We start from the raw sequence: 20,563 nt of genomic DNA on the forward strand, positions 1-20,563 counted from the left end.
CCTGTCCGTATTCAGCTGTCGGTCACCAGTCGCCGCCGCCGAAGTCGCCGCCACCGAAGTCCCCACCACCGAAGTCGCCGCCACCGAAGTCGCCGCCCGCGTAGTCGCCGCCGCCGACGTCTCCGCCCTGGTCCGCGCCGCCGAAGTCCTGGTCGCCGCCCTGGTCGCCAGCGTCGCCGGCCTGGTCGGCGCCGTCGCCGAAGCCCTCCTGGTAGCCGGCGTCATAGCCGTACCCCGGGTCGGCGAAGGCGGGCGAGAACAACGCGTCGGCGATCAACATGCCGCCGATCACACCGGCGCCGGCGCCCAGCGCCGTCTTCCACCACGGCGTCGAGTACCAGCCGGCCGGAACCGCCCGGCCCTCGTACCGACCACCGGGGTAGTAGTAGGGCGTGTCCCGGCCGGGCTGCGGGCCGGCTCGGAACGTCTGCCCCTGCACGTCGACCTGGCGTTCCTTGGTCAGCTGCCCCACACCACGCGCCGCGGCCAGCTGCGGCAGCTCGGGGCCGGGATCGATGCCCAGCGCGTTCCGCGCCGCCCGGATGTACGCCAGCCCCTCCAGCGCGGTCTCCCGGGCCAGCCCGAACTGGTGCGGCGTCCGTGCCTGCTCAAGTTGCGAGCCCGCCGCGTTGTACCGCTCACCGGCGTCGGACAGCGCCTGGCGGACCGCAGGCTGGTCGCCCTGCAGGTTCAGCAGTTGCCCGCCCAGACGCTCGTACCAACGCTGCGCCTCGGCGCGGGCGTCGGCCAGTTCGTTGCCCCGGCGGGCGCTGCCCTGGGCGCGGGCGATCGCCGCGGCAACCAGCGCGCCGACCACCACGATGGCGAGGCACAGCACAAGTTCCATGTCTACGAACGTACTCCCGGCTGTCTCGTCGCATCCGTCTGGCAAGCTCCGGTGATGGACGTCTCCACGCTGCTCCTGGTGATCGTGTGCCTCGGTGCCGGCGGGGCGGTGGGCTGGCTCGCGGCCCGGTCCCGGTCGGCGGCCGACATCGCTCGCCTGGACGCCACCCTGACCGCCACGCGGGAGGGCGAGGGGCGGCTGGAGCAGTCGATGCGGGCGCTCAGCTACGAGGCCACCGCCCAGTCGCAGGAGGCGGTGGCGCGCGCGGTGGCGCCGCTGCACGACACCCTGCGCCGCTACGAGCTGCGGGTGGCCGAGCTGGAGCACGACCGGGTGGACGCGTACGCCGAGCTGCGTGAGCAGGTCCGCTCGATGAACGCGGTCTCCGGCGAGCTACGCACCGAGACCAAGCAACTGGTGGCCGCGCTGCGCGCGCCGCAGGTGCGGGGCCGCTGGGGCGAGCACCAACTGCGCCGGATCGTCGAGGCGGCCGGCATGCTGGAGCACTGCGACTTCTCCGAGCAGGTCACCGCCGCCACCGACGAGCAGGTGGTCCGCCCGGATCTGGTGGTCCGACTGCACGGTGGCCGGTCGGTGGTGGTGGACGCCAAGGCGCCGTTCGACGCGTACCTCACCGCGATGGAGGCCCGCGACGAGCGTGGTCGGGACACCCACCTCGACGCGCACGCCCGGCACCTGCGGGGGCACGTCGACGCCCTGGCCGCCAAGTCCTACTGGTCCGCGTTCGACAGCTCACCGGAGTTCGTGGTGCTGTTCGTCCCCGCCGACCCGTTCCTCGACGTGGCGCTCCAGCGCGACCCGACGCTGCTGGAGCACGCCTTCACCCGCAACGTGGTGCTGGCCACACCGGCCACCCTGGTCGCCCTGCTGCGAACGGTGGCCTACTCCTGGCGACAGGAGGCGCTGGCCCGCAACGCGCTGGCGGTGCACACCCTGGCCCGGGAGCTGTACGGCCGGCTCTCCACCCTCGGTGACCACGTGGGCAAGCTCGGGTCGTCGCTGGCCGGCGCGGTGACCGCGTACAACCGGGCGGTCGGCTCGCTGGAGGCCCGGGTGCTGGTCAGCGCCCGCAAGCTCGCCGAGCTGGGTGTCTCGGACGAGGAGCTGACCAGCCCGGCCCAGGTCGAGTTGACTCCCCGCCAGCCCCAGGCACCGGAGCTGCTGGACGACGTCGTACCCGCCGACCGCGACCGTTGACCGCTGGCCGGCGGGTCGGCGGCCAGCGGGAGGATCAGCTGCGGTGGGCGCCCTCCACCACGAACGGCGTGCCCTGCTGGCAGGTGGTCATCATGCCCGGCTCCACCCGGCCGGTGACGACCACGCGGGCACCGACCGCCAGCACGTCCCGGGGGCCGCCGATCAGCAGGTAGCCGTCGAGCAGCACGCAGTTCGGCTCCACACCGCCGGTGATGGTGCCGGTCAGTTCGGTGGCGCCGACCTGCGGCGGGATGGAGGGCCCACCCGGCGGCTTGAGCGTCGGCGAACGAGGAGTCGTACCCGGGTCGGGGGTCGCGGGGGTCGTGGGGACGGGCGCGGACGGGGTGGGTTGCCCGGTCACCGCTGACGAACCGCTCGGGGTGGGGGTCGCGGGTCCGTCCGTTTCAGCGCAGGCGCTCAGCGCCACGCAGGCCAGCAGGGCGGGAACGACGAGCCGAAAGGTCCTCATGCCGGGTTCGACGCGCCGGGTCGGCGGAGCGTTCCCGTCCGGACCGGGCCGACGTCGCTCAGCGCCGGGCCGCTGCGGCCTTCATGTCCCGCTTGAGCTCCTGCGGCAGCGAGAAGGTGAGCCGCTCGTTGGCGGTGGTGATCTCCTCGACGTCGCCGAAACCGCGCGTGGCCAGGTACGTCAGCACGTCCGCGACCAGGTCCTCCGGGACGCTCGCGCCGGACGTGACGCCGACGGTGCGGGCGTCGGCCAGCCAGGCGTCGTCGATCTCGTGAGCGAAGTCGATCAGGTGACCGGCGCGGGCGCCGGCGTCCAGGGCGACCTCGACCAGCCGGACCGAGTTGGACGAGTTGGTCGAGCCGACGACGATCACCACGTCGCACTCCGGGGCGATCTCCTTGACCACGTGCTGCCGGTTGGAGGTGGCGTAGCAGATGTCGTCGCTGGGCGGGGACTGGAGCAGCGGCAGCCGCTGCTTGAGCCGGGCCACGGTCTCCAGCGTCTCGTCCACCGACAGCGTGGTCTGGGAGAGCCAGACCACCTTCTCCGGGTCACGGACGGTGATCTTGTCAGCGCCGTCCGGGCCGTCCACGAGTTGGATGTGCGCGGGGGCCTCACCGGCGGTGCCGATGACCTCCTCGTGCCCCTCGTGGCCGATCAGCAGGATGTCGTAGTCCTCGGCGGCGAACCGCTTCGCCTCCTGGTGCACCTTGGTGACCAGCGGGCAGGTCGCGTCGATCGCCTTCAGCGACCGCTGCTTCGCCTGCTCGTAGACCTCGGGGGCCACCCCGTGCGCCGAGAAGATGACGGTGGCGCCCTCCGGCACCTCCTCGTTCTCCTCCACGAAGATCGCGCCCTGGGACTCCAGGGTCTGCACGACGTGCTTGTTGTGCACGATCTGCTTGCGGACGTAGATCGGGGCGCCGTAGAGCTTCAGCGCTTCCTCGACGGTCTGCACCGCACGGTCGACGCCCGCACAGTAGCCGCGGGGCTTGGCCAGGAGCACGCGCTTGCCGGTCTGGGGGGTCGCCTGAGCCTCGGTCACCCGCCCATCGTACGTGCCCGATTCCCCGCCACCACCGCCCACAACCCCCTCCGCCCTTCCGGTCCAACCGAGTTGATCAAGAGGTTCGCGTCAGAAAACGCGCCGGCGCCGACGCAAACTTCTTGATCACCGCGAGGGGTCCGTAGGGTGGGCGGGTGAGTGACGGGGCGCGCAGCAGCGCGGAGGAGCCGTGGCCGGTCCGGGTGGTCAGCCAGAAGGTCGGGGCGTGGATCGCCAAGCTCGGCTGGGTGTGGGTGGACGGGCAGGTGGCACAAATCAGCCGCCGGCCCGGGGCCAGCACCGTCTTCCTCACCCTGCGTGACCCGTCGGCCGACCTGAGCCTGACCGTCACCACCAACCGGGACGTGCTGGACGCGGGCGCTCCGGAGCTGCGCGAGGGTGCCCGGGTGGTCCTGCACGCCAAGCCGGAGTTCTATGCCGCGCGGGGCACACTGAGCCTGCGGGCCGACGAGATCCGCCAGGTGGGGCTCGGTGAGCTGCTGGCCCGGCTGGAGAAGCTCAAGAAGCTGCTCGCCGCCGAGGGCCTGTTCGACCGGGCCCGCAAGCGCCGGCTGCCGTTCCTGCCCGGTCGGATCGGGCTGATCACCGGCCGCGCCTCGGCGGCCGAGCGGGACGTACTCACCAATGCCCGGCGGCGCTGGCCCGCGGTGGAGTTCCGCACGGTCAACGTCGCGGTGCAGGGCCCCTCCGCGGTGCCGCAGATCATCGACGCGCTCAAGGTGCTGGACGCCGATCCGAGCATCGAGGTGATCATCATCGCGCGAGGTGGTGGCGGTATCGAGGACCTGCTGCCCTTCTCCGACGAGGCACTCTGCCGCGCGGTGTTCGGCTGTCGTACCCCGGTGGTGAGCGCGATCGGCCACGAGACGGACGCGCCGCTGATCGACTACGTCGCCGACGTCCGCGCCTCCACCCCGACCGACGCGGCCAAGCGGGTGGTACCCGACCTCACCGAGGAGGTACGCCTCATCGGCCAGGCCCGGCACCGCCTCGAACGGGCGGTACGCAACCTGGTCGACCGGGAGTCGCACCGACTCGACGGGCTGCGGTCCCGGCCGGTGCTGGCCCGGCCCCAGGTGATGGTGGAGCAGCGGGCCACCGAGCTGACCGCCCTGCGCCAGCGGGCCGGGCGCTGCCTGGACCACCGGCTCGCCGCCGCCGACAACGAGTTGCGGCACACCCTGGCCCGGCTGCGCGCGCTCTCCCCCGCCGCGACCCTCGACCGGGGGTACGCGATCGTGCAGCGCGCCGACGGCCACGTGGTGCGCGCGGCGGCCGAGGTCGGCAAGGGCGACCCGCTGCGGGTCCGGCTGGCCGACGGTGAGCTGGCCGCCACGGTGGACGGCTGAGCGGCGCGGCGCGGTGACCCGGGGAGCGATGTGCTGAGATGGACGCGATGACTGACGACACGAAGGCCGGGCCGGACGAGCGGCCCAGCTACGAGCAGGCCCGGGCCGAGCTGGCCTCGGTGGTCGAACGGCTGGAGGCCGGCGGCACGTCCCTGGAGGAGTCGTTGGCGCTCTGGGAACGCGGCGAGGCGTTGGCGGTGATCTGCCAGCGTTGGCTGGACGGTGCGCGGGCCCGGATCGACGCCGCACGCCAGGAACCCGCCTCCTGAGCGCCGGTGGGGCGGCCGGAGCCGCCCCACCCGCGTACGACCGTCAGCCGAACAGGCCGTACAGCTCGCTCGGCGCCTCGACGACCTGGTCCGCCGGCGGCTTCTGCGCGGCGGTGGCGGCACCATAGTCGGAGTACGTCATCTTGATCTCCTGGGCGGTGGTCTGCCCGGCGGCCGGGATCTGCAGCACAAGCTCACTGAGCCGGCCCTGCGGGTCCACCTTCGCGGTGAACGGGACCGTCTTGGCCTGGGTGCCCAGCGCGGCGATCGTGGCGGCGTTCAGCGAACCGGCCTCGGCCGCCTTGGTGATGTCGATGGTGCCGGCGTACGCGCCGGTGCCGGTGCTGCGGACCTCGGTGATGCCCTGGGTCAGCACCGCGCTGCCGGCCGGGTCGAACTTCTCGAAGTCGAAGCCGAGACTCCGGTTGCCCTTGATCCGGCTCTGGTCGAGATGCTGGTACTTGCCGAGGTTGAGCTGCTTGAGAGCGGGCAGGCTGTCGGCGGTGGGGCCGGTCAGCTCCAGCTTCGCCCAGCTGTCCGGCTTGGCGTGGATGACGTCGAGCTTCATCGCCAGATCGGATGACGGGCCGCCGAGGCTGACCTTCATCGTGGCGCTCTGGCTCGGCTGGTGCACCTGCCCCTCCGCCGTCGACCCGGCTCCGACGAGGGAGAACCGGAAGTTGCCGTTGCTGATCTCCTTGGTGGAGTCGAGCAGAGCCTGCTTGGCGTCTCCCGCCACCGGCGCGCCACCGGACGCACTCGCCGACGGGGAAACGGTCGTCGTCGGGGACGGGGTCCCTCCGGCGGTACCCGGCCCGCTGGCGTTGCAGGCTGCGAGGGTTGGCGTGAACAGCGCTGCGGCTACCAGGCCGGCGCTGAGTCGTCGTACGGTCATGACCTGTCTCCAAGGGGGTCGCCCGACGGCCTGGACGGCGCCGGAAACCGGGCGACGCAGCAGCACCGTCGGCTGCGCCGCGCGATCCGGGCCGAACGTGCGCCCGGGTCGCTCCCTCCTTGTTCCCTGTCGGGGCGCCGCACAATCACCCGTCTGTCCGGTTACCGGGCGAACGCTGGGTCAGTGGCCTCCGCTCAGCGCAGCGCGCCGGCCAGTTCACGCAGCTCGTTGTCCCGGGCGTCGCCGACGATGAGCACCGTGCGGGTCGGCTCCAGCAGAACCAGCGCCTGCTGGTTGCCCCGGGCCGTGTAGCGCTGCCAACTGCGCCCGGCCAGCTCCGTCGGCCCCTGCGGTTGACCCTGGTCGGTCAGCTCGGCCGGGAGCAGCCGTTCCGCCGGCACGCTGCTCTGCAGCAGTTGGACGCCCCGCCCCTCCGGCGTGAGGTAGCCGATCCGCAGGTTCGCACCGCCCTCGACGGTCTGGTAGCGGGCGCTGACCGTACGCCAGCCGGAGCCGAGCCCCTGCGGCTGGCTCACCGGGAAGACGTTCGCCGACCGGGCCTGTTCGATCGCGGGCGACGGATCCACGGTGCTGGCCTGGTCGCCGCCGAGGAACCCTCGGTAGAACGCCAGCAGCAGTGCGATCGGCACCAGCAGCACGAGCAGCGAGATCGCCATGTCCTTCGGCGACCGCTCGGCCTTGGCCGACTCCATCCGAGGAGGTGGCGCGGGCCGCTCACCGGCCTCGGTGGCGCCGTCGATCGTGGGGGCGGGCTCGGCCGGGGACGGCTCGTCCGGCGGCGACGCGGCGGCCGGACCCAACGCGACCAGGGCCGGCTCGCCGCCGGCGACGGCCGGAGAGGGCTCGCCGCCAGAGACGGCCGGGGACGGCCCGGCGCTGACACCGGCCGGGGACGGCCCGGCCGGGGCGGGTTCGCCGGCCGGCGGCGTCGGGCCGGTCACGGCCGGACCGGCGGGAAGGTCGGCCGGCGGCTGGCCGTCGGGCGGCGTGCGGTCGGCGGGTACGCGGTCGGCTGGCTGTGCGGGTTCCACCCTGCCATCTTCGCAGCCGCACGACCGGCGGTATCCGGGCCATCGCCGCCCCGACCCGACACCGGGTGCGCCATCGTGTGAGGATCAGCGACAAAGCCGGCAGCGGGGGGCACCCCGCCGCCGGTCCACCCCGCACCGTCGCGAGGAGGAGCCTTCATGACGACCAGCAGGACGAGGATCCCACAGGATCTCGACCGTAACCTTGCCCTCGACCTGGTCCGGGTCACCGAGGCCGCAGCGATGGCCGCTGGTCGCTGGGTCGGTCGAGGCGACAAGGAGGGCGGCGACGGAGCCGCCGTCGACGCCATGCGCAAGCTGATCAACTCGATCCAGATGCGCGGCATCGTGGTGATCGGCGAGGGCGAGAAGGACAACGCCCCGATGCTCTTCAACGGCGAACACGTCGGCGACGGCACCGGACCGGAGGTGGACGTCGCCGTCGACCCGGTCGACGGTACGACGCTGATGAGCAAGGGCATGCCGAACGCGCTGGCGGTGCTCGCCGTCTCCGAGCGGGGTGCGATGTTCGACCCGAGCGCGGTCTTCTACATGGAGAAGCTCGCCGTCGGGCCGGCGTACGCCGATGTGGTGGACATCAACGCCGGGGTGGCGGACAACCTGCGTCGTATCGCCAAGGTCAAGGGCACCGACGTCTCCGAGGTGACCGTCTGCGTACTCGACCGCGGTCGACACGACGATCTGGTCGCGCAGATCCGCCGGACCGGTGCGGGCATCCGGTTCATCTCCGACGGGGACATCGCCGGCTCCATCGCGGCGGCCCGGGGAGAGTCCGACGTCGACGTGCTGATGGGCATCGGCGGCACCCCCGAGGGCATCATCTCCGCGTGCGCGCTGAAGTGCATGGGCGGGGCGATGCAGGCCAAGCTCTGGCCGCGCGACGCCGAGGAGCGGGAGAAGGCCCTCGCCGCCGGGCACGACCTGGATCGGGTGCTGAGCACCGACGACCTGGTGACCGGGGACAACTGCTTCTTCGTGGCGACCGGAGTCACCTCCGGCGACCTGCTGCGCGGGGTGCGTTACCGGGCCGGCGGCGCGTACACCCAGTCGATCGTGATGCGCTCGAAGAGCGGCACCATCCGGGTGATCGACTCGTACCACCGGCTGGAGAAGCTGGCGCTCTACTCGGCGGTCGACTTCGACGGCCGGCCGCTGGCCGAACAGGAGTGAGCAACACCGGGACGGCGACGCCGCAGACCCTGTCCGCCGCGCGCCGGATCGCTGGCGTCGCACTGGCGTCGGTCTCCGGAGTCGCGGTGGCGTTGCAGTCCCGGATCAACGGCGAGTTGGGCGTACGCCTGGCCGACGGGTTCGCCGCCGCGGTGGTCTCGTTCGGTCTGGGGCTGGTGGTGCTGCTGGTGCTGGTGCCCGCCACCCCCGGCGGACGGCGCGGCATCGTGGCGTTCCGGCGTGCCCTCGCGGCCGGCGCGCTGCGCCCGTGGCAGTGCCTCGGCGGGGTGTGCGGTGCGTTCCTGGTGGCCACCCAGGGGCTCACCATCGGCTCGTTGGGCGTGGCGGTGTTCACCGTGGCGGTGGTCGCCGGCCAGTCCGGCAGCAGTCTGGCGGTGGATCGGGCCGGCATCGGGCCGACCGGGCGGCAGCCGGTCACGATGCAGCGGCTGGCCGGCGCGATGCTCACCGTGCTCGCGGTGGGCCTGTCCGTCTCCGACCGGCTCGGCGACCCGGGCGCGCTGGCGCTGGCCCTGCTGCCGCTGCTGGCCGGGATCGGCATCGCCTGGCAGCAGGCGGTCAACGGGCGGGTACGGGCAGCCGCCGACAGCGCGCTGACCGCCACCCTGGTCAACTTCACCGTGGGTACGGTCGCGCTGCTCGTCGCGTTCGCGATCGACATCGCGGTACGCGGATTCCCGACCGGCCACCTGCCCACCGAGCCGTGGCTCTACCTGGGTGGTCCGATCGGAATCGTGTTCATCGCGATCGCCGCGGCGATCGTGCGCTTCACCGGTGTGCTGCTGCTCGGCCTGGCCACCATCGCGGGTCAGATCGTCGGGGCGGTGGTGCTGGACCTGGTGCTGCCGACCACGGCCTCACACCCCAGCCCGGCCACCCTGCTCGGGGCCGCGCTGACCATGGTGGCCGTGCTGATCGCCGCGCTGGCACCGCCCGCGCGCCGCTGACCCGTCCAGACAGCGCGGTCAGCGGGACGGCTGGTCATTGCGGAAGGGTAGGTACGCCGGGTAGGGCGGCTCGACCCGGTGGTGCAGGGCCGGGGGTGGATCGACCAGCCTGGCGAGCCGGACGGCCAGCAGTAGTCCCGGCACGGTGGCCAGCAGGGCCAGCGCCACCGCGACCCGGGTCTGCGACGGAGTGCCGTTCAGCCAGCCGACCAGCGGCACCCCGGCCAGGAACGCGGTGAGCAGGAGGTCACCCACGGCCCACCCGGCCCAACGGCTCGACGCGCCTTGCTTCGTGGCGACGATGAGCAGGACCAGCGCCGTCAGGGCGCCCAACGGCAGGACGAAGAACAGCACCGCCAGCACGGTGTCGACGTCGTCCTCGCGGGACCAAACGGCCACCAGCAGGTCCCCGGCGAGCAACATTGCCAGGCTGCCGGCGATCCCCCACCAGCGCCGACCGCCGGCACGGCGGATCGCCAGGTGACCGGCGACCGCGGCGACCAGGAAGCCGAGGGTCAACGCGAGCGCGATAGCGAGCAGCAGGTCCGTCTCGCGTTGCACCGGCCCGCCGTCATCCAGTGCGGGGGGCTCGTCCGTCGGACCGAGGTGCCGGGCACCACCCAGGAAGCCCTCGCGCCGCCATCCGCCGTCCGTCAGGCGGCGCACAAAGCCGTCCCGACCGTTGGCGACCAGCACCTCGTACCCACCGTTCGCGTGCGGATAGACGATCAACTCCCGGGACGCGAAGTGCTGGCGGATGTCGCCCGGGTTCGGGGACCGGCGGGCCAACGCCTCCCGCTTCCCGTCCGACACCTCCCAGGACACCTGCCAGGTCGCCCCAGCGTCGTCGCTCTGCTCCACCCGCAGGTGCCCGGCGACCACCCGGTAGCAGCGCCGGGGCTCGTCCGGGACGCACGCCTGCTGCTGCGCGGAATGCTGATCGGACAGTCGCCGTTGCTCCTCGACGGTGGCGGGATGCCAGGTGGTCCCGCCATCGTCGCTGACCGACCACCGGCCTTCGCTGGCGTTCTCCGGCCAGGGAGATACGACGGTGCCGGAGCCGACCGAGATCGCCGGGTGACCGTCGAGCACCGTGGTGCCCAGGGCGTACGGGTAGTGGACCGCGCTGGTGGCGGCGACCGCCAACACCGCCGGCGGCAGGACCACCAACAGCCGGACCAGCCGAGCCCTCCGATAACGCACCGGCCGCTCCCGGGCCCGGGTCCAGCTCCACCAGGCCAGGCCGAGCGCCGGCAGGGTGAGCAGATCGGTCCGGTCCGCCCGGACCAACGACGGCCCCGCCAGCTCGGTCCAGGCCGAGGAGGCCAGCTCGGCCGCGTACCCGCTGGATTTGACGAGCGCGAACCCGGCACCCACCGCGACCAGCCCGGCCGGCGCGGCGGCCCGGGCCGGCAACCGCGGCACCAGCAGGGTCAACAGCACCGCGACCAACGGCGGCGCGAGCACCAGACCCGCGACATCGCTCAACTTGCCGGTCACCACGCCGGGGAAAGCCGACTTCAGCACGTGGTCGTTGACCAACAGCAGGGCCAGAGCCAGCAGAGACACCGGATGGCAGAGCCACGCCAGCGTCGTGGGCGCGCCGTCGCGTGGTGTCTCGGGCCCCGTCATCCCCTCAGGGTCCGGCCGGCTCGTCTCGGATCGGACACGGGCCGGTCAGTGTCCGATATCGACAATCAGCCGGCGTCGGACGAGTGCCCGGGGAAGAGGTGGGCGCTCGGGTCGATGGCCACCGCAGCGTTGTTGACCGCCGTCGCGGCCTCGCCGAAGCCGGTCGCGATCAGCCGGACCTTGCCCGGGTATTCGGTGATGTCGCCGGCCGCGAAGACCCGGGGCAGGTTCGTCGCCATCGCGCTGTCCACCAGGATGTGCCGGCGGTCCAGCCGCAGGCCCCACTCGGCGAGCGGGCCCAGGTCGGCGGTGAACCCGAGGGCGGCCACCACGGAGTCCACCGGGAGCGTCTCGGTCGCACCACCGCGTGCGGTCACCTCGGCGCCGGTCACCGTGCCGTCGCCGATCAGCCGGGTGACCTCGGCGTTGACCACCACCCGCACCGGCAGCGACAGCACCCGGGCGACCGTCGAGGCGTGCGCCCGGAACTTCTCGCGCCGGTGTACGAGGGTCACCGAGCGGGCCAGCGGTTGCAACGTCAACGCCCAGTCGAAGGCGGAGTCGCCACCACCGACGATCAACACGTCCCGGCCGGTCAGCTCGGCCGGCTCCGGCACGAAGTAGACGATCCCGGTACCGGGTGCGCCGTCGGCGCAGGGCAGCGGTCGCGGCGTGAAGCTGCCCAGCCCGCCGGTGACCACGACCGCGCCGCAGGCGAGCTGTTCACCACCGGCCAGGCCGAGCACCGGCCGGCCGTCGGCGTACGAGAGCTTCTCGGCCCGGACGCCGAGCAGGTAGTGCGGGCTGAACGGGGCGGCCTGGGCGACCAGGTTGGCGACCAGATCCCGGCCCTTGACGGCGGGGAAGCCGGCCACGTCCAGGATCAGCTTCTCCGGGTACATGGCGGTGACCTGACCGCCCGGCTCCGGCAGCGCGTCGATCACCGCGACCGACAGCCCTCGGAACCCGGCGTAGTACGCGGCGAAGAGACCGGCGGGACCGGCCCCGATCACGGCGACATCGACCTCGCGCATGACGTACCGTCACTTTCCGCACACAGATCAACGCGTGCTGATCACGACGGTAGGCGGGTGGCGGCGACCGGGCAAGCATGTCCCAGACCGCGCCGCCGGGCAGTTCAGGGCAGGGTGAGGGTGGACCCGGAATAGTCCGACCCACCGACGACCGGCCGGCGACGACGGAACAGAATGGCCGCCACCACCCCACCGAGCAGCCCGAACAGGTGCCCCTGCCAGGAGATCCGCTCGTCGGTGGGGAGGATGCCGACCAGTTGCCAGCCGTAGAGCAGGCCGACCAGCAGGAAGACCGCGAAGTTCCACCAACTGCGCTCGACGATGCCCCGGGTGAGCAGGATGCCCAGGTAACCGAAGATCACCCCGCTGGCGCCGACCACCACCGAGTTGGGCGAGCCGGTGAACCAGACGCCGAGCCCGCTCACCAGGATGATGATCAACGTCGACCAGAGGAACCGGCGGGCACCGGCGGCCAGCACGAAGGTGCCCAGCAGGATCAGCGGGATGCTGTTGCTGTAGAGGTGGTCGAAGCCGTGGTGCAGGAACGGGGAGAAGAAGACGCCGTCCAGCCCGTCGATGCGGTGCGGAATGATGCCGGCCGTGGCGTCCAGGCCGAACGCCAGCCCCTGGTCGACGGCCTCGATGAGGAACAGGAACGGGACCACCGCGCACATCGCGACGAAGGCCCGGCCGAGCGCGGCGTAGAACGCCTCGGTGCCGAACTGGTAGGGGTCGCCGCTTCCGGGGTGCAGGGTCACCCCCCAACTGCTATCAGCAAACCGAGCCGGCCGCCACTCGCATCCCGAGCAAGAGGCCCCGGGTACGCCGAACGGCGGGGCAGGTGGTCACCCACCCACCCCGCCGTCGATATCGTCAGTAAGAGCCCGCGCTCTGGAAGTGCGACCAGGCGCCGCAGGGCGTCTTGTACTTGCCCTTGATGTAGCCCAGCCCCCACTTGATCTGGGTGGCCGGGTTGTTCTCCCAGTCGGACGCGATCTTGCCCATCTTGCTGCCCGGGTAGGCCTGCGGGATGCCGTAGGCACCGGAACCGGAGTTGCGGGCCTTGTGGTTCCAGCCGCTCTCCTTGGTCCAGAGCTTCTCCAGGCAGGGGAACTCGGCGATGCCGAAGCCCGCCTCGAGCATCAGGGCGCACCCGATCTTGCGGTTGCCGCTGTATTCCTCGCAGGACGCCGGGATCGGCCCGTCGTACGGCTTGACGACCTTCGCGGCATCCCGCTCGCGCTTACGGGACGCTGCGGCGGCCTCGGCCTTGCGGGCCCGCTCGGCGGCTTCCTTGGCGGCCTGCGCCGCACGCAGCTTGGCCTGGTATTCGGCGGCCCGCTGCTTGGCGAACGCCACCTGATGGGCGGCCTGCCGCTCGCGCTGGTACGCGAGATCGGCTCGGTCGACCTCGAGGCCGACCTGCGCGGTCAGGCCCTGTTGCTGGGTTTCCCGGTCTTCGCCCAGGTAATAGCCGCCGGCAACGCCCACGGAGAGCAGCGCCACGGCGGCCGTACGGGCACCCAACCGGCTCCACAGCCGACTCACGAAGTGGTCCCTTCGTCGGGGGCAGGGTCACGGCGCGGCATCGGACCACAGGAGGGTCGTCTGCTGTGCCGTGAGCGCCCCGACCGATGCCGGTCGCGCCGACGCACCGACCTTCGCCGATGTCATCCATCTCGGGACGAACGATCACCGACGATTCCTACGGTGCGTGGGCGCTCGTTGGACACCATCGCGCACAGTGAGGCTGATGGGAAACCAACCGCCCTCTTTGTGACCTGCGCCACAAAGAGAATGTGGACAAAATCCTACATAAGCACCATCAGATCGGTATGTCCTCCAGAAGATCAGTCACCATCGCCGCGATCGGAGACCGCTCCGAACGGCTGAGCGTGACGTGGGCGAAGAGGGGATGGCCCTTGAGCGCCTCGATCACCGCGGTCACACCGTCGTGCCGGCCGACCCGCAGATTGTCCCGCTGGGCCACGTCATGGGTGAGCACCACCCGCGAGCCCTGCCCGATCCGGGACAGCACGGTCAGCAGCACCCCGCGCTCCAGCGACTGGGCCTCGTCCACGATCACGAAGGCGTCGTGCAGGCTGCGCCCGCGGATGTGGGTCAGCGGCAACACCTCGAGGATGCCCCGCGACGTCACCTCCTCCAGCACGTTCTCGTGCACCACCGCGCCGAGCGTGTCGAAGACCGCCTGGGCCCACGGCGACATCTTCTCGGACTCCGACCCGGGCAGGTAGCCGAGCTCCTGGCCGCCGACGGCGTACAGCGGGCGGAACACGATCACCTTCTTGTGCCGGCGGCGCTCCATCACCGCCTCCAGCCCGGCGCAGAGCGCCAACGCCGACTTGCCGGTGCCGGCCCGGCCACCCAACGAGACGATCCCAATCGACTCGTCGAGCAGCAGATCGAGGGCGACCCGCTGCTCGGCCGAACGACCGTGCAGCCCGAACGCCTCCCGATCACCACGGACCAACCGGACCGACTTGTCCGGCAGCACCCGGCCGAGCGCGGAACCGCGCGCCGAGTGCAGCACCAGGCCGGTGTGGCAGGGCAGGCCGGCCGCCTCGTCGACGTCGAGCGTCTCGCCCGCGTACAACCGGCCGATCTGCTCCTCACCCAACTCCAGCTCGGACATGCCGGTCCAGGTCGGGTCGCTGGCCTGGCCGTGCCGGTACTCGTCGGCCCGCAGGCCCACCGAGGCGGCCTTGACCCGCAGCGGCATGTCCTTGCTGACCAGGGTGACGTCCCGGCCCTCGCCGGCGAGGTTGAGCGCCACGGAGAGGATCCGGGCGTCATTGCTCTCGGTGCGGAACCCGGGCGGCAGCACCCCGTCGTCGGTGTGGTTGAGCTCCACCCGCAGCGTGCCGCCGGCGTCGTTCGCGGGCACCGGCCGGTCCAGCCGGCCATGACGGATCCGCAGCTCGTCGAGCATGCGGAGCGACTGCCGGGCGAACCAGCCCAGCTCCGGATGGTGCCGCTTGCCCTCCAGCTCGGTGATCACCACCAGCGGCAGCACCACCTCGTGCTCGGCGAACCGGTGGAATGCCGCCGGATCGGAGAGCAGCACTGAGGTGTCCAGGACGAAGGCCTGGCCGGCTGGTCGGGGCTCCTTGCCGTCGGCCGGCTCGGCAGCCGCCGAACGGCGGCTCCGGGTGGCGCGGCGGGTCGTGGCAGTCGCGGCCGGGGTCTGGTCGGCACCGGCGGTGGTACGGCGAGTCGTCACAGGCCTGCTCCGACGGATGGGCACCCGGCCACCCGTGTTCCGCCTCGTCCGGTGCCCGGAGACACGGGGTCGGATGCGGGCCCCGTGCGCGAGGTCGCAGGTCCGGGCGGGCCGGTTGGCTCGGGAGAACCCCGTGCCATGCCTAGACGCTAGCGGCGGCGGACCGTCCCGGCTAGAGGGCGATCGTGGATCTCCGGAGTCGGCCGTGTGAACACGACGTCACCCACGCCGGCCGGCGGCGGCGGGGCGTACGACGACCGAGGCGCGGCGGACCCGGCCGGGATGCATGCCCCCTGCGCGCATCCCGGCCGGTGGGACCACCGTCACCGGTCTGACGTGGCCCCGACGGTGCGTGTCCGCCGCGGACGACGCACCGCGCTCGCGGTGCCGGTCGGCGGGACCGCACGGGGCGGCCCGCCGGCCGGCCTCAGCCGGTCCGTCGAACGAGCGTGCCGGTCGGGTGCCGCCCGGTGATCGGGGCGGCCGGCGCGGCGAAGGACGAGCCGGTGTACGTGGTGCCGGGGCGGGCGACCGTGCCGGCCGCGCGGACGGCGTTCGCCGGGGAGACCGACAGCGCGGTGGCGATCGCCGCCTGGGCGTCGCGCCGCCGCCGGTTCCAGGCACCCCGATCGCCGTCGAAGTAGCCCTGCCGGTAGCCGAAGCGGTAGCCGATGCGGTAGCTGAGCTGCCCGTGCAGCCGCCCGGCCGCATAGCTGGTCGCGCCCAGGACGAGGACGAGGAAGACCGCGAGGAACGGGCTCATCGGGCGGCTCCCGCCCGCCCCGGACAACGGGTCATCGCTCCTCCGGCTCGACCGTGGTGGGATCGGCGACCAGTAGCCGGTCCAGGTCGTCGGTGCTGACCTCCTCGACCAGCTCGACGCTGATCCGGCAGCCGTCCAGCACGATCTCGGCCATCGAGGACCGGCGGATCTCACCGCCGGCGTCGTACACCCGGACGCTGAGCTCCGGGCAACCGAGATGGGTACGCCAGGCGTTCCACTCGGCGCGGTCGCCGACGCTCAGCGACAGGTAGCGGCAGCCTCGGGCGAGGTAGAGACGCCACGGGGCGCTGAGCCCTGCGGCGACCCCCTCGGCGATCAGCCCGAAGGCTTGGGCACGGGTGGCGAGTTCGGTCACCACACCCCCCTGGCACCGGGGTGGTGACGCATGTGAGCAACAGTCGTCTCATGCACGTGACACACCGTAGGTTGTCCCATGAGCGTGACAGTATCAGCTTTTCGGCCGTTTACCGCCGCCTCTAAAGGCATCTATTCTGCCCGCGTGAGGCCCCTCGAGAACGGCACTGGATCGTTTACCGAAAATCCGAGGCCCCCGTCACGTCTGCGTGACAGTGGCGTGCCAGGGCGTACGCCGACGGCCGGGTGGCCGTACCGTCACGGGGTGACCGAGACGGCCAATGCGCGGAAGATCGCCTTCGCCACCTTTGTCCGGCGGGCGCTCGACGAGGCCCGGGCGACCCGGGCGTGGAGCGGCACCGAGGTGTCCCGACGGACCGGCGTCTCCCGGCAGACCATCAACCGGTGGGTGCGGGGCGACTGGGCCAGCGACCCGGAGGCCGAACGGGTGGTCGCGTTCTGCGAGGGCCTCGGCCTGAACCCGGCCGCGGCGTTCGCTGCGCTCGGCTGGGACCGCACCGCCACCGGCCCGCGCGCCGGTCAACCGGCCCCGCCGATGGACCCCGACGTGGAGGCTCTGCTGCGCCGGCTGGTCGACCCGAACGTGTCGGACGCGGAGAAGTTCCACATCCGGGAAACCATACGATATCTCGCATACCGCCCAACGCTGCCGGTCGATGTCCGAAAAAGGGGCAATCAGGCCGGGTAGTTCCTCAGATGGCGAAAGAACGGCCGGTCAGGTTCATCCGTTTGGCTCCGAGGCAGGAATGGGCAGGCTAGCGTCCCTATTCGTACTGCTTGGGCTCGTCATCGGCGGGGGGACGGGACAAGGCCGAACCAAGCCCTGCGGGACAGAAGGAGGGGTCTGTCCATGACCCTGAAGTGGTTGGCAGTCGTGGTCGCCACTGTGTCGATGACATTGTGGGCGACCGGCAACGTAGTGACCTTGGCGGTCAACGGGGGGCAGCTTCCGCTGCTCGTCAACCTTTTCGTGCTCACCACCGCCGGCACCGCGGTCATCCTGGCCGTGGTGGCTGAGCTGCACGAACGGCTGAACGACCGGATCAGCGCGCTGACCGAGTTCCTGGTGGCACGGCTCAACGAGATCGAGAACCACACCGGAGATCGCAACACCGGGTTCGTGGAGGGCTATCTGCTGAGCCACGGCCAGGAGGCAGCGGTGGTGCCGTTCGGACGGCGCGGAAGGGGAGCCGCCGAACGCTGATCGCGTACCGCCGAGCGGGTTCGCTCGACCAGGAATGAGCCACCTTTGCCGGGGTACGCTGACGCGCGTGCCGCCGTTGAATCTGAGCAATCAGCAGCCGAGGACCCCGTTGAACGCCGACCAGGCATGGCGGATCACCGCCGGCCGGGCCGCCGGCACCGTGCTCTTCTTCGACTTCGACGGCACACTCGCGCCCGTCGACGACGATCCGACCGCGGTACGTCCGGCCCCCAACGCGCTGGCCGCGATCGAGGCGCTGGCCCCGGTGGTGCAGCGGATCGCGATCGTCTCCGCCCGACCGGTGGACTTCCTGCGCGACCACCTCGGCGGCCTCGCCGGTGTGGACCTCTACGGCCTCTACGGGCTGGAGCACAGCCACTCCGGTGGCGAGACCGTCACCGAGCCGGCGGCGCTGCCCTGGGTGCCGACCATGGCCGAGCTGGCCGAGCTGGCGCGGGCGGAGCTGCCGCCCGGCACCCTGGTCGAGTTCAAGCGACTCTCCGTCGCCCTGCACTGGCGTACCGCCCCGCAGCTCGGCGCGACCGTGCAGCAGTGGGGGCAGGCACAGGCCGACCGGCTGGGGCTGCGGGTGCAGGCCGGGCGGATGGTTCTGGAGCTCAAGCCGCCGGTCGACCGGGACAAGGGCATGGTGATCGGCGAAGTGATCCGGGACGCCACCGGCGCCTGGTACTTCGGCGACGACGTCTCGGACATCAAGGCGTTCGCCGCGCTCCGCGCCCGGGCGGCGGCCGACCCGGACTTCCTCGGGGTCTGCGTCGCGGTGGCCAACCCGGAGACCGGCCACGAGGTGGCCAACGCCGCCGACCTGACGATCGACTCCCCGGCCGCCCTGGGTGACTTTCTCACCCGGGCGCTGACCCACCTGCCCTGAGACGGGCCGGAACTCCGGCGCTAGGCGCCGTAGCGGCGTTGCCGGGTGGCGTACGAGCGCAGGGCGCGCAGGAAGTCGATGTGCCGGAAATCCGGCCAGTTCAGCTCGCAGAAATAGAACTCCGAGTGCGCTGACTGCCAGAGCATGAAGCCGGACAGTCGCTGCTCGCCGCTGGTGCGGATGACCAGGTCGGGGTCGGGCTGACCGCGGGTATAGAGGTGCTCCGCGATGTGCTCGACGTCCAGCACCTCGGCCAGCTCCTCCAGGGTGCCCCCGGCGGCGGCGTGCTCCAGCAGCAGCGAGCGGACCGCGTCGGTGATCTCCCGTCGACCGCCGTAGCCGACCGCGATGTTGACCTCCGCGCCGCCGCTGCGGTCGCGGGTGCGCTCCTCGGCGCCCTTGAGCGCCGCCGCGGTCTGCGCCGGCAGCAGGTCGAGTGCCCCGACGATGCGCAGCCGCCAGGGGTTGCCCTCCTCGGCGAGCTCCACCACCAGATCCTCAATGATCTTGAGCAGCGGGTCCAGTTCGCTCGCCGGCCGGCGCAGGTTGTCGGTGGCCAGCAGGTAGAGGGTGACGTGCCCGACACCGGCCTGGTCACACCAGCCGAGGACATGTTTGATCTTGGCCGCGCCGACCCGGTGACCGTCGTTCGGGTCGACGAAGCCCATCTCCCTCGCCCACCGGCGGTTGCCGTCGCACATCACCCCGACGTGCCGGGGCACCGGCTTGCCCGCGAGCTTCGCCGTGAGCCGGCGCTCGTACACGGAGTAGATAAGGTCCCGCAGCGTCATCACCTAGCAGCGTAGCGACCCGTCGGGCAGATCACCGCTTCGGAGCCCGATCCCCGCCGGGGAGTCCGATGCCGATCATGCCCAGGGTACGGGCGGTGAGCCGGCCGTCGCCCAGCCCCAACTCGACCACATCGTCGAACACCCGGTCGTCCCGACGGGCCGCTCGGACCGCCGCGTCGACCACCCGTCGGCGCCGCGCCAACCAGGCCGCGACCGAACTGTGCCGCAGGTGGGTGCCCAGCCGACGACGCAACCCGTCGGCGTAGCGGCGGGCCGCGACCTGCGGCGAGTTGGCCGCCGCCTCCCCCGCCAACGCGCCGGAGAGCAGCGCGTAGAAGATGCCCTCACCGGTGAACGGATTGATCAACGACATCGCGTCCCCGGCCAGCAGCGTGCGCCCCTGGCCCGGTGCCGGCCGATGGGTGGACAGCGGCAGGTGGTGGGCGCGCAGCGCGGTCACCGTTGCCGGATCGGTGTCGGGCAGCAGCGCGGCCAGCCGGTCCAGCAGGTACGCCCGGCTTAGCGGCTCACCGCGCAACACCTCCCCGTACCCGACGTTCGCCCGCCCGTCGCCGATCGGAAACGACCAGGCGTACGCCGGCCAGCGCCGCTGCGAGGTGACGATGAGCTGCTCGGACGGGCCGGGCAGCGCCGGCGCGTACCCCCGGATGGCCAGGGCCAGGTGCCGGTCGGGGTTCACCGGCTGCCCGAGCGCCCGACGCACGACCGATCCGGCCCCGTCCGCACCGACCACCACCCGGCCGGACAGCTCCCCGTCGAGCACCACCCGGTCGGCGCGCGGCTCGACCCGACGGACGGTGTGTCGGCGTAGCTGCGCCCCGGCGGCCACCGCGGCCGCCACCAGCCGCGCGTCGAACACCTCCCGGGGCACGGTGTACGCCGGCCGGGGCAGCGCCCGGGCCACCGCACCGCCGCCCGGGGCGACCAGGCGCAGAGCGGGCAGCGGTGCGTAGCCCGCCACCGCCTCGGTCACCCCCAGCTCGGTGAGCACGTCCACCGAGTGCGCGGCGATCCCGTCACCGCACGCCTTGTCCCGGGGAAAGTCGGACCGGTCCAGCAGCAGCACGCTGGCACCCGCCCGGCGGGCGGTCAGCGCGGCCGCCGCCCCGGCCGGTCCGGCTCCCACCACCACCACGTCGAACTCGTCGCTCACCGCGCCTCCCTCCGACCGGCCCCACGGGCGGCGCGGACGTGTCAGCCCCCGGCCGACGACCCGCCTGCGCCGCTGATGCCGGCCGCGGTGACCGACGCCACCCGCCATCCTGCCC

Annotated in this window: 22 protein-coding genes; 8 read left to right on the forward strand and 14 right to left on the reverse strand. The window is 72.2% G+C overall.

Annotated elements, in window-relative coordinates; genetic code table 11:
• Window positions 1–22 precede the first annotated feature (22 nt).
• Window positions 23–847 carry a hypothetical protein gene (locus tag ACFQGL_RS09495; protein WP_377508579.1) on the reverse strand — a complete coding sequence of 275 codons (825 nt, stop codon included), beginning with the start codon at window positions 845–847 and terminating at the stop codon, window positions 23–25.
• Window positions 848–901: 54 nt separating this feature from the next.
• On the opposite strand from ACFQGL_RS09495, the gene ACFQGL_RS09500 reads away from it, so the two are divergent.
• Window positions 902–2,065: a DNA recombination protein RmuC gene (locus ACFQGL_RS09500; protein ID WP_377508581.1), complete on the forward strand. Its 1,164-nt coding sequence runs from the start codon at window positions 902–904 to the stop codon at window positions 2,063–2,065.
• 34 nt (window positions 2,066–2,099) lie between these two features.
• Here ACFQGL_RS09500 and ACFQGL_RS09505 read toward each other — a convergent pair whose 3' ends face one another.
• On the reverse strand, window positions 2,100–2,534 hold the full coding sequence (locus ACFQGL_RS09505; protein ID WP_377508584.1) for a hypothetical protein: 435 nt from the start codon (window positions 2,532–2,534) through the stop codon (window positions 2,100–2,102).
• 58 nt (window positions 2,535–2,592) lie between these two features.
• Window positions 2,593–3,579: a 4-hydroxy-3-methylbut-2-enyl diphosphate reductase gene (locus ACFQGL_RS09510; protein WP_377508587.1), complete on the reverse strand. Its 987-nt coding sequence runs from the start codon at window positions 3,577–3,579 to the stop codon at window positions 2,593–2,595.
• Between the two features lie 155 nt (window positions 3,580–3,734).
• Here ACFQGL_RS09510 and xseA point away from each other — a divergent pair, with 155 nt between their 5' ends.
• Window positions 3,735–4,949, forward strand: coding sequence for an exodeoxyribonuclease VII large subunit (gene xseA / locus ACFQGL_RS09515; RefSeq protein ID WP_377508590.1), 1,215 nt, complete (start codon window positions 3,735–3,737; stop codon window positions 4,947–4,949).
• A gap of 47 nt (window positions 4,950–4,996) precedes the next feature.
• Complete coding sequence (locus tag ACFQGL_RS09520) at window positions 4,997–5,218, forward strand: exodeoxyribonuclease VII small subunit (RefSeq protein WP_377508593.1); 222 nt, start codon at window positions 4,997–4,999, stop codon at window positions 5,216–5,218.
• 43 nt (window positions 5,219–5,261) lie between these two features.
• On the opposite strand, the gene ACFQGL_RS09525 is transcribed toward ACFQGL_RS09520, so the two are convergent.
• Together ACFQGL_RS09525 and ACFQGL_RS09530 are read right to left on the reverse strand one after the other, a co-directional pair.
• Window positions 5,262–6,113, reverse strand: a complete 852-nt coding sequence (locus tag ACFQGL_RS09525) for a hypothetical protein (protein ID WP_377508596.1) — start codon at window positions 6,111–6,113, stop codon at window positions 5,262–5,264.
• A 194-nt stretch (window positions 6,114–6,307) separates the two neighbouring features.
• The gene (locus ACFQGL_RS09530; protein ID WP_377508599.1) at window positions 6,308–7,165 is read right to left on the reverse strand and encodes a DUF4245 domain-containing protein; all 858 of its coding nucleotides are present in this window, start codon (window positions 7,163–7,165) and stop codon (window positions 6,308–6,310) included.
• Window positions 7,166–7,321: 156 nt separating this feature from the next.
• Between ACFQGL_RS09530 and glpX the strand changes: the two genes are divergently transcribed.
• Together glpX and ACFQGL_RS09540 are read left to right on the forward strand one after the other, a co-directional pair.
• Window positions 7,322–8,353, forward strand: coding sequence for a class II fructose-bisphosphatase (gene glpX, locus ACFQGL_RS09535; RefSeq protein ID WP_377508602.1), 1,032 nt, complete (start codon window positions 7,322–7,324; stop codon window positions 8,351–8,353).
• Window positions 8,350–9,321, forward strand: a complete 972-nt coding sequence (locus ACFQGL_RS09540; protein ID WP_377508605.1) for a DMT family transporter — start codon at window positions 8,350–8,352, stop codon at window positions 9,319–9,321. Before glpX ends, ACFQGL_RS09540 begins: the two co-directional genes overlap by 4 nt.
• 18 nt (window positions 9,322–9,339) lie before the next feature.
• On the opposite strand, the gene ACFQGL_RS09545 is transcribed toward ACFQGL_RS09540, so the two are convergent.
• From ACFQGL_RS09545 to ACFQGL_RS09575, 7 genes are all read right to left on the reverse strand, one after another.
• The gene (locus tag ACFQGL_RS09545) at window positions 9,340–10,953 is read right to left on the reverse strand and encodes a hypothetical protein (RefSeq protein WP_377508608.1); all 1,614 of its coding nucleotides are present in this window, start codon (window positions 10,951–10,953) and stop codon (window positions 9,340–9,342) included.
• Window positions 10,954–11,018: 65 nt separating this feature from the next.
• Window positions 11,019–11,987, reverse strand: a complete 969-nt coding sequence (locus ACFQGL_RS09550) for an NAD(P)/FAD-dependent oxidoreductase (RefSeq protein WP_377508611.1) — start codon at window positions 11,985–11,987, stop codon at window positions 11,019–11,021.
• 104 nt (window positions 11,988–12,091) lie between these two features.
• Window positions 12,092–12,745 carry a rhomboid family intramembrane serine protease gene (locus ACFQGL_RS09555; protein ID WP_377508613.1) on the reverse strand — a complete coding sequence of 218 codons (654 nt, stop codon included), beginning with the start codon at window positions 12,743–12,745 and terminating at the stop codon, window positions 12,092–12,094.
• 115 nt (window positions 12,746–12,860) lie between these two features.
• Window positions 12,861–13,535, reverse strand: coding sequence for an aggregation-promoting factor C-terminal-like domain-containing protein (locus tag ACFQGL_RS09560; protein WP_377508616.1), 675 nt, complete (start codon window positions 13,533–13,535; stop codon window positions 12,861–12,863).
• Between the two features lie 277 nt (window positions 13,536–13,812).
• Complete coding sequence (locus tag ACFQGL_RS09565; protein WP_377508619.1) at window positions 13,813–15,228, reverse strand: PhoH family protein; 1,416 nt, start codon at window positions 15,226–15,228, stop codon at window positions 13,813–13,815.
• Window positions 15,229–15,655: 427 nt separating this feature from the next.
• Window positions 15,656–15,991 (reverse strand): hypothetical protein, encoded by a 336-nt coding sequence (locus ACFQGL_RS09570; RefSeq protein ID WP_377508621.1) that lies wholly within the window; start codon window positions 15,989–15,991, stop codon window positions 15,656–15,658.
• Between the two features lie 31 nt (window positions 15,992–16,022).
• Entirely contained in the window at window positions 16,023–16,367 is a 345-nt protein-coding gene (locus ACFQGL_RS09575) for a hypothetical protein (RefSeq protein WP_377508623.1), read from the reverse strand.
• A gap of 264 nt (window positions 16,368–16,631) precedes the next feature.
• On the opposite strand from ACFQGL_RS09575, the gene ACFQGL_RS09580 reads away from it, so the two are divergent.
• From ACFQGL_RS09580 to otsB, 3 genes are all read left to right on the forward strand, one after another.
• Complete coding sequence (locus tag ACFQGL_RS09580; RefSeq protein WP_377508626.1) at window positions 16,632–17,075, forward strand: XRE family transcriptional regulator; 444 nt, start codon at window positions 16,632–16,634, stop codon at window positions 17,073–17,075.
• 162 nt (window positions 17,076–17,237) lie between these two features.
• Window positions 17,238–17,591, forward strand: a complete 354-nt coding sequence (locus ACFQGL_RS09585; RefSeq protein ID WP_377508628.1) for a hypothetical protein — start codon at window positions 17,238–17,240, stop codon at window positions 17,589–17,591.
• 67 nt (window positions 17,592–17,658) lie between these two features.
• Window positions 17,659–18,483 (forward strand): trehalose-phosphatase, encoded by an 825-nt coding sequence (gene otsB / locus ACFQGL_RS09590; RefSeq protein ID WP_377508631.1) that lies wholly within the window; start codon window positions 17,659–17,661, stop codon window positions 18,481–18,483.
• Between the two features lie 20 nt (window positions 18,484–18,503).
• Here otsB and ACFQGL_RS09595 read toward each other — a convergent pair whose 3' ends face one another.
• Both ACFQGL_RS09595 and ACFQGL_RS09600 read right to left on the reverse strand, forming a co-directional pair.
• Window positions 18,504–19,274 carry an isoprenyl transferase gene (locus tag ACFQGL_RS09595; protein ID WP_377508634.1) on the reverse strand — a complete coding sequence of 257 codons (771 nt, stop codon included), beginning with the start codon at window positions 19,272–19,274 and terminating at the stop codon, window positions 18,504–18,506.
• A gap of 31 nt (window positions 19,275–19,305) precedes the next feature.
• On the reverse strand, window positions 19,306–20,448 hold the full coding sequence (locus ACFQGL_RS09600) for an NAD(P)/FAD-dependent oxidoreductase (RefSeq protein WP_377508637.1): 1,143 nt from the start codon (window positions 20,446–20,448) through the stop codon (window positions 19,306–19,308).
• Window positions 20,449–20,563: the final 115 nt, after the last annotated feature.

The organism is Micromonospora vulcania, assembly GCF_042658605.1.
Classification (GTDB): domain Bacteria; phylum Actinomycetota; class Actinomycetes; order Mycobacteriales; family Micromonosporaceae; genus Micromonospora; species Micromonospora vulcania.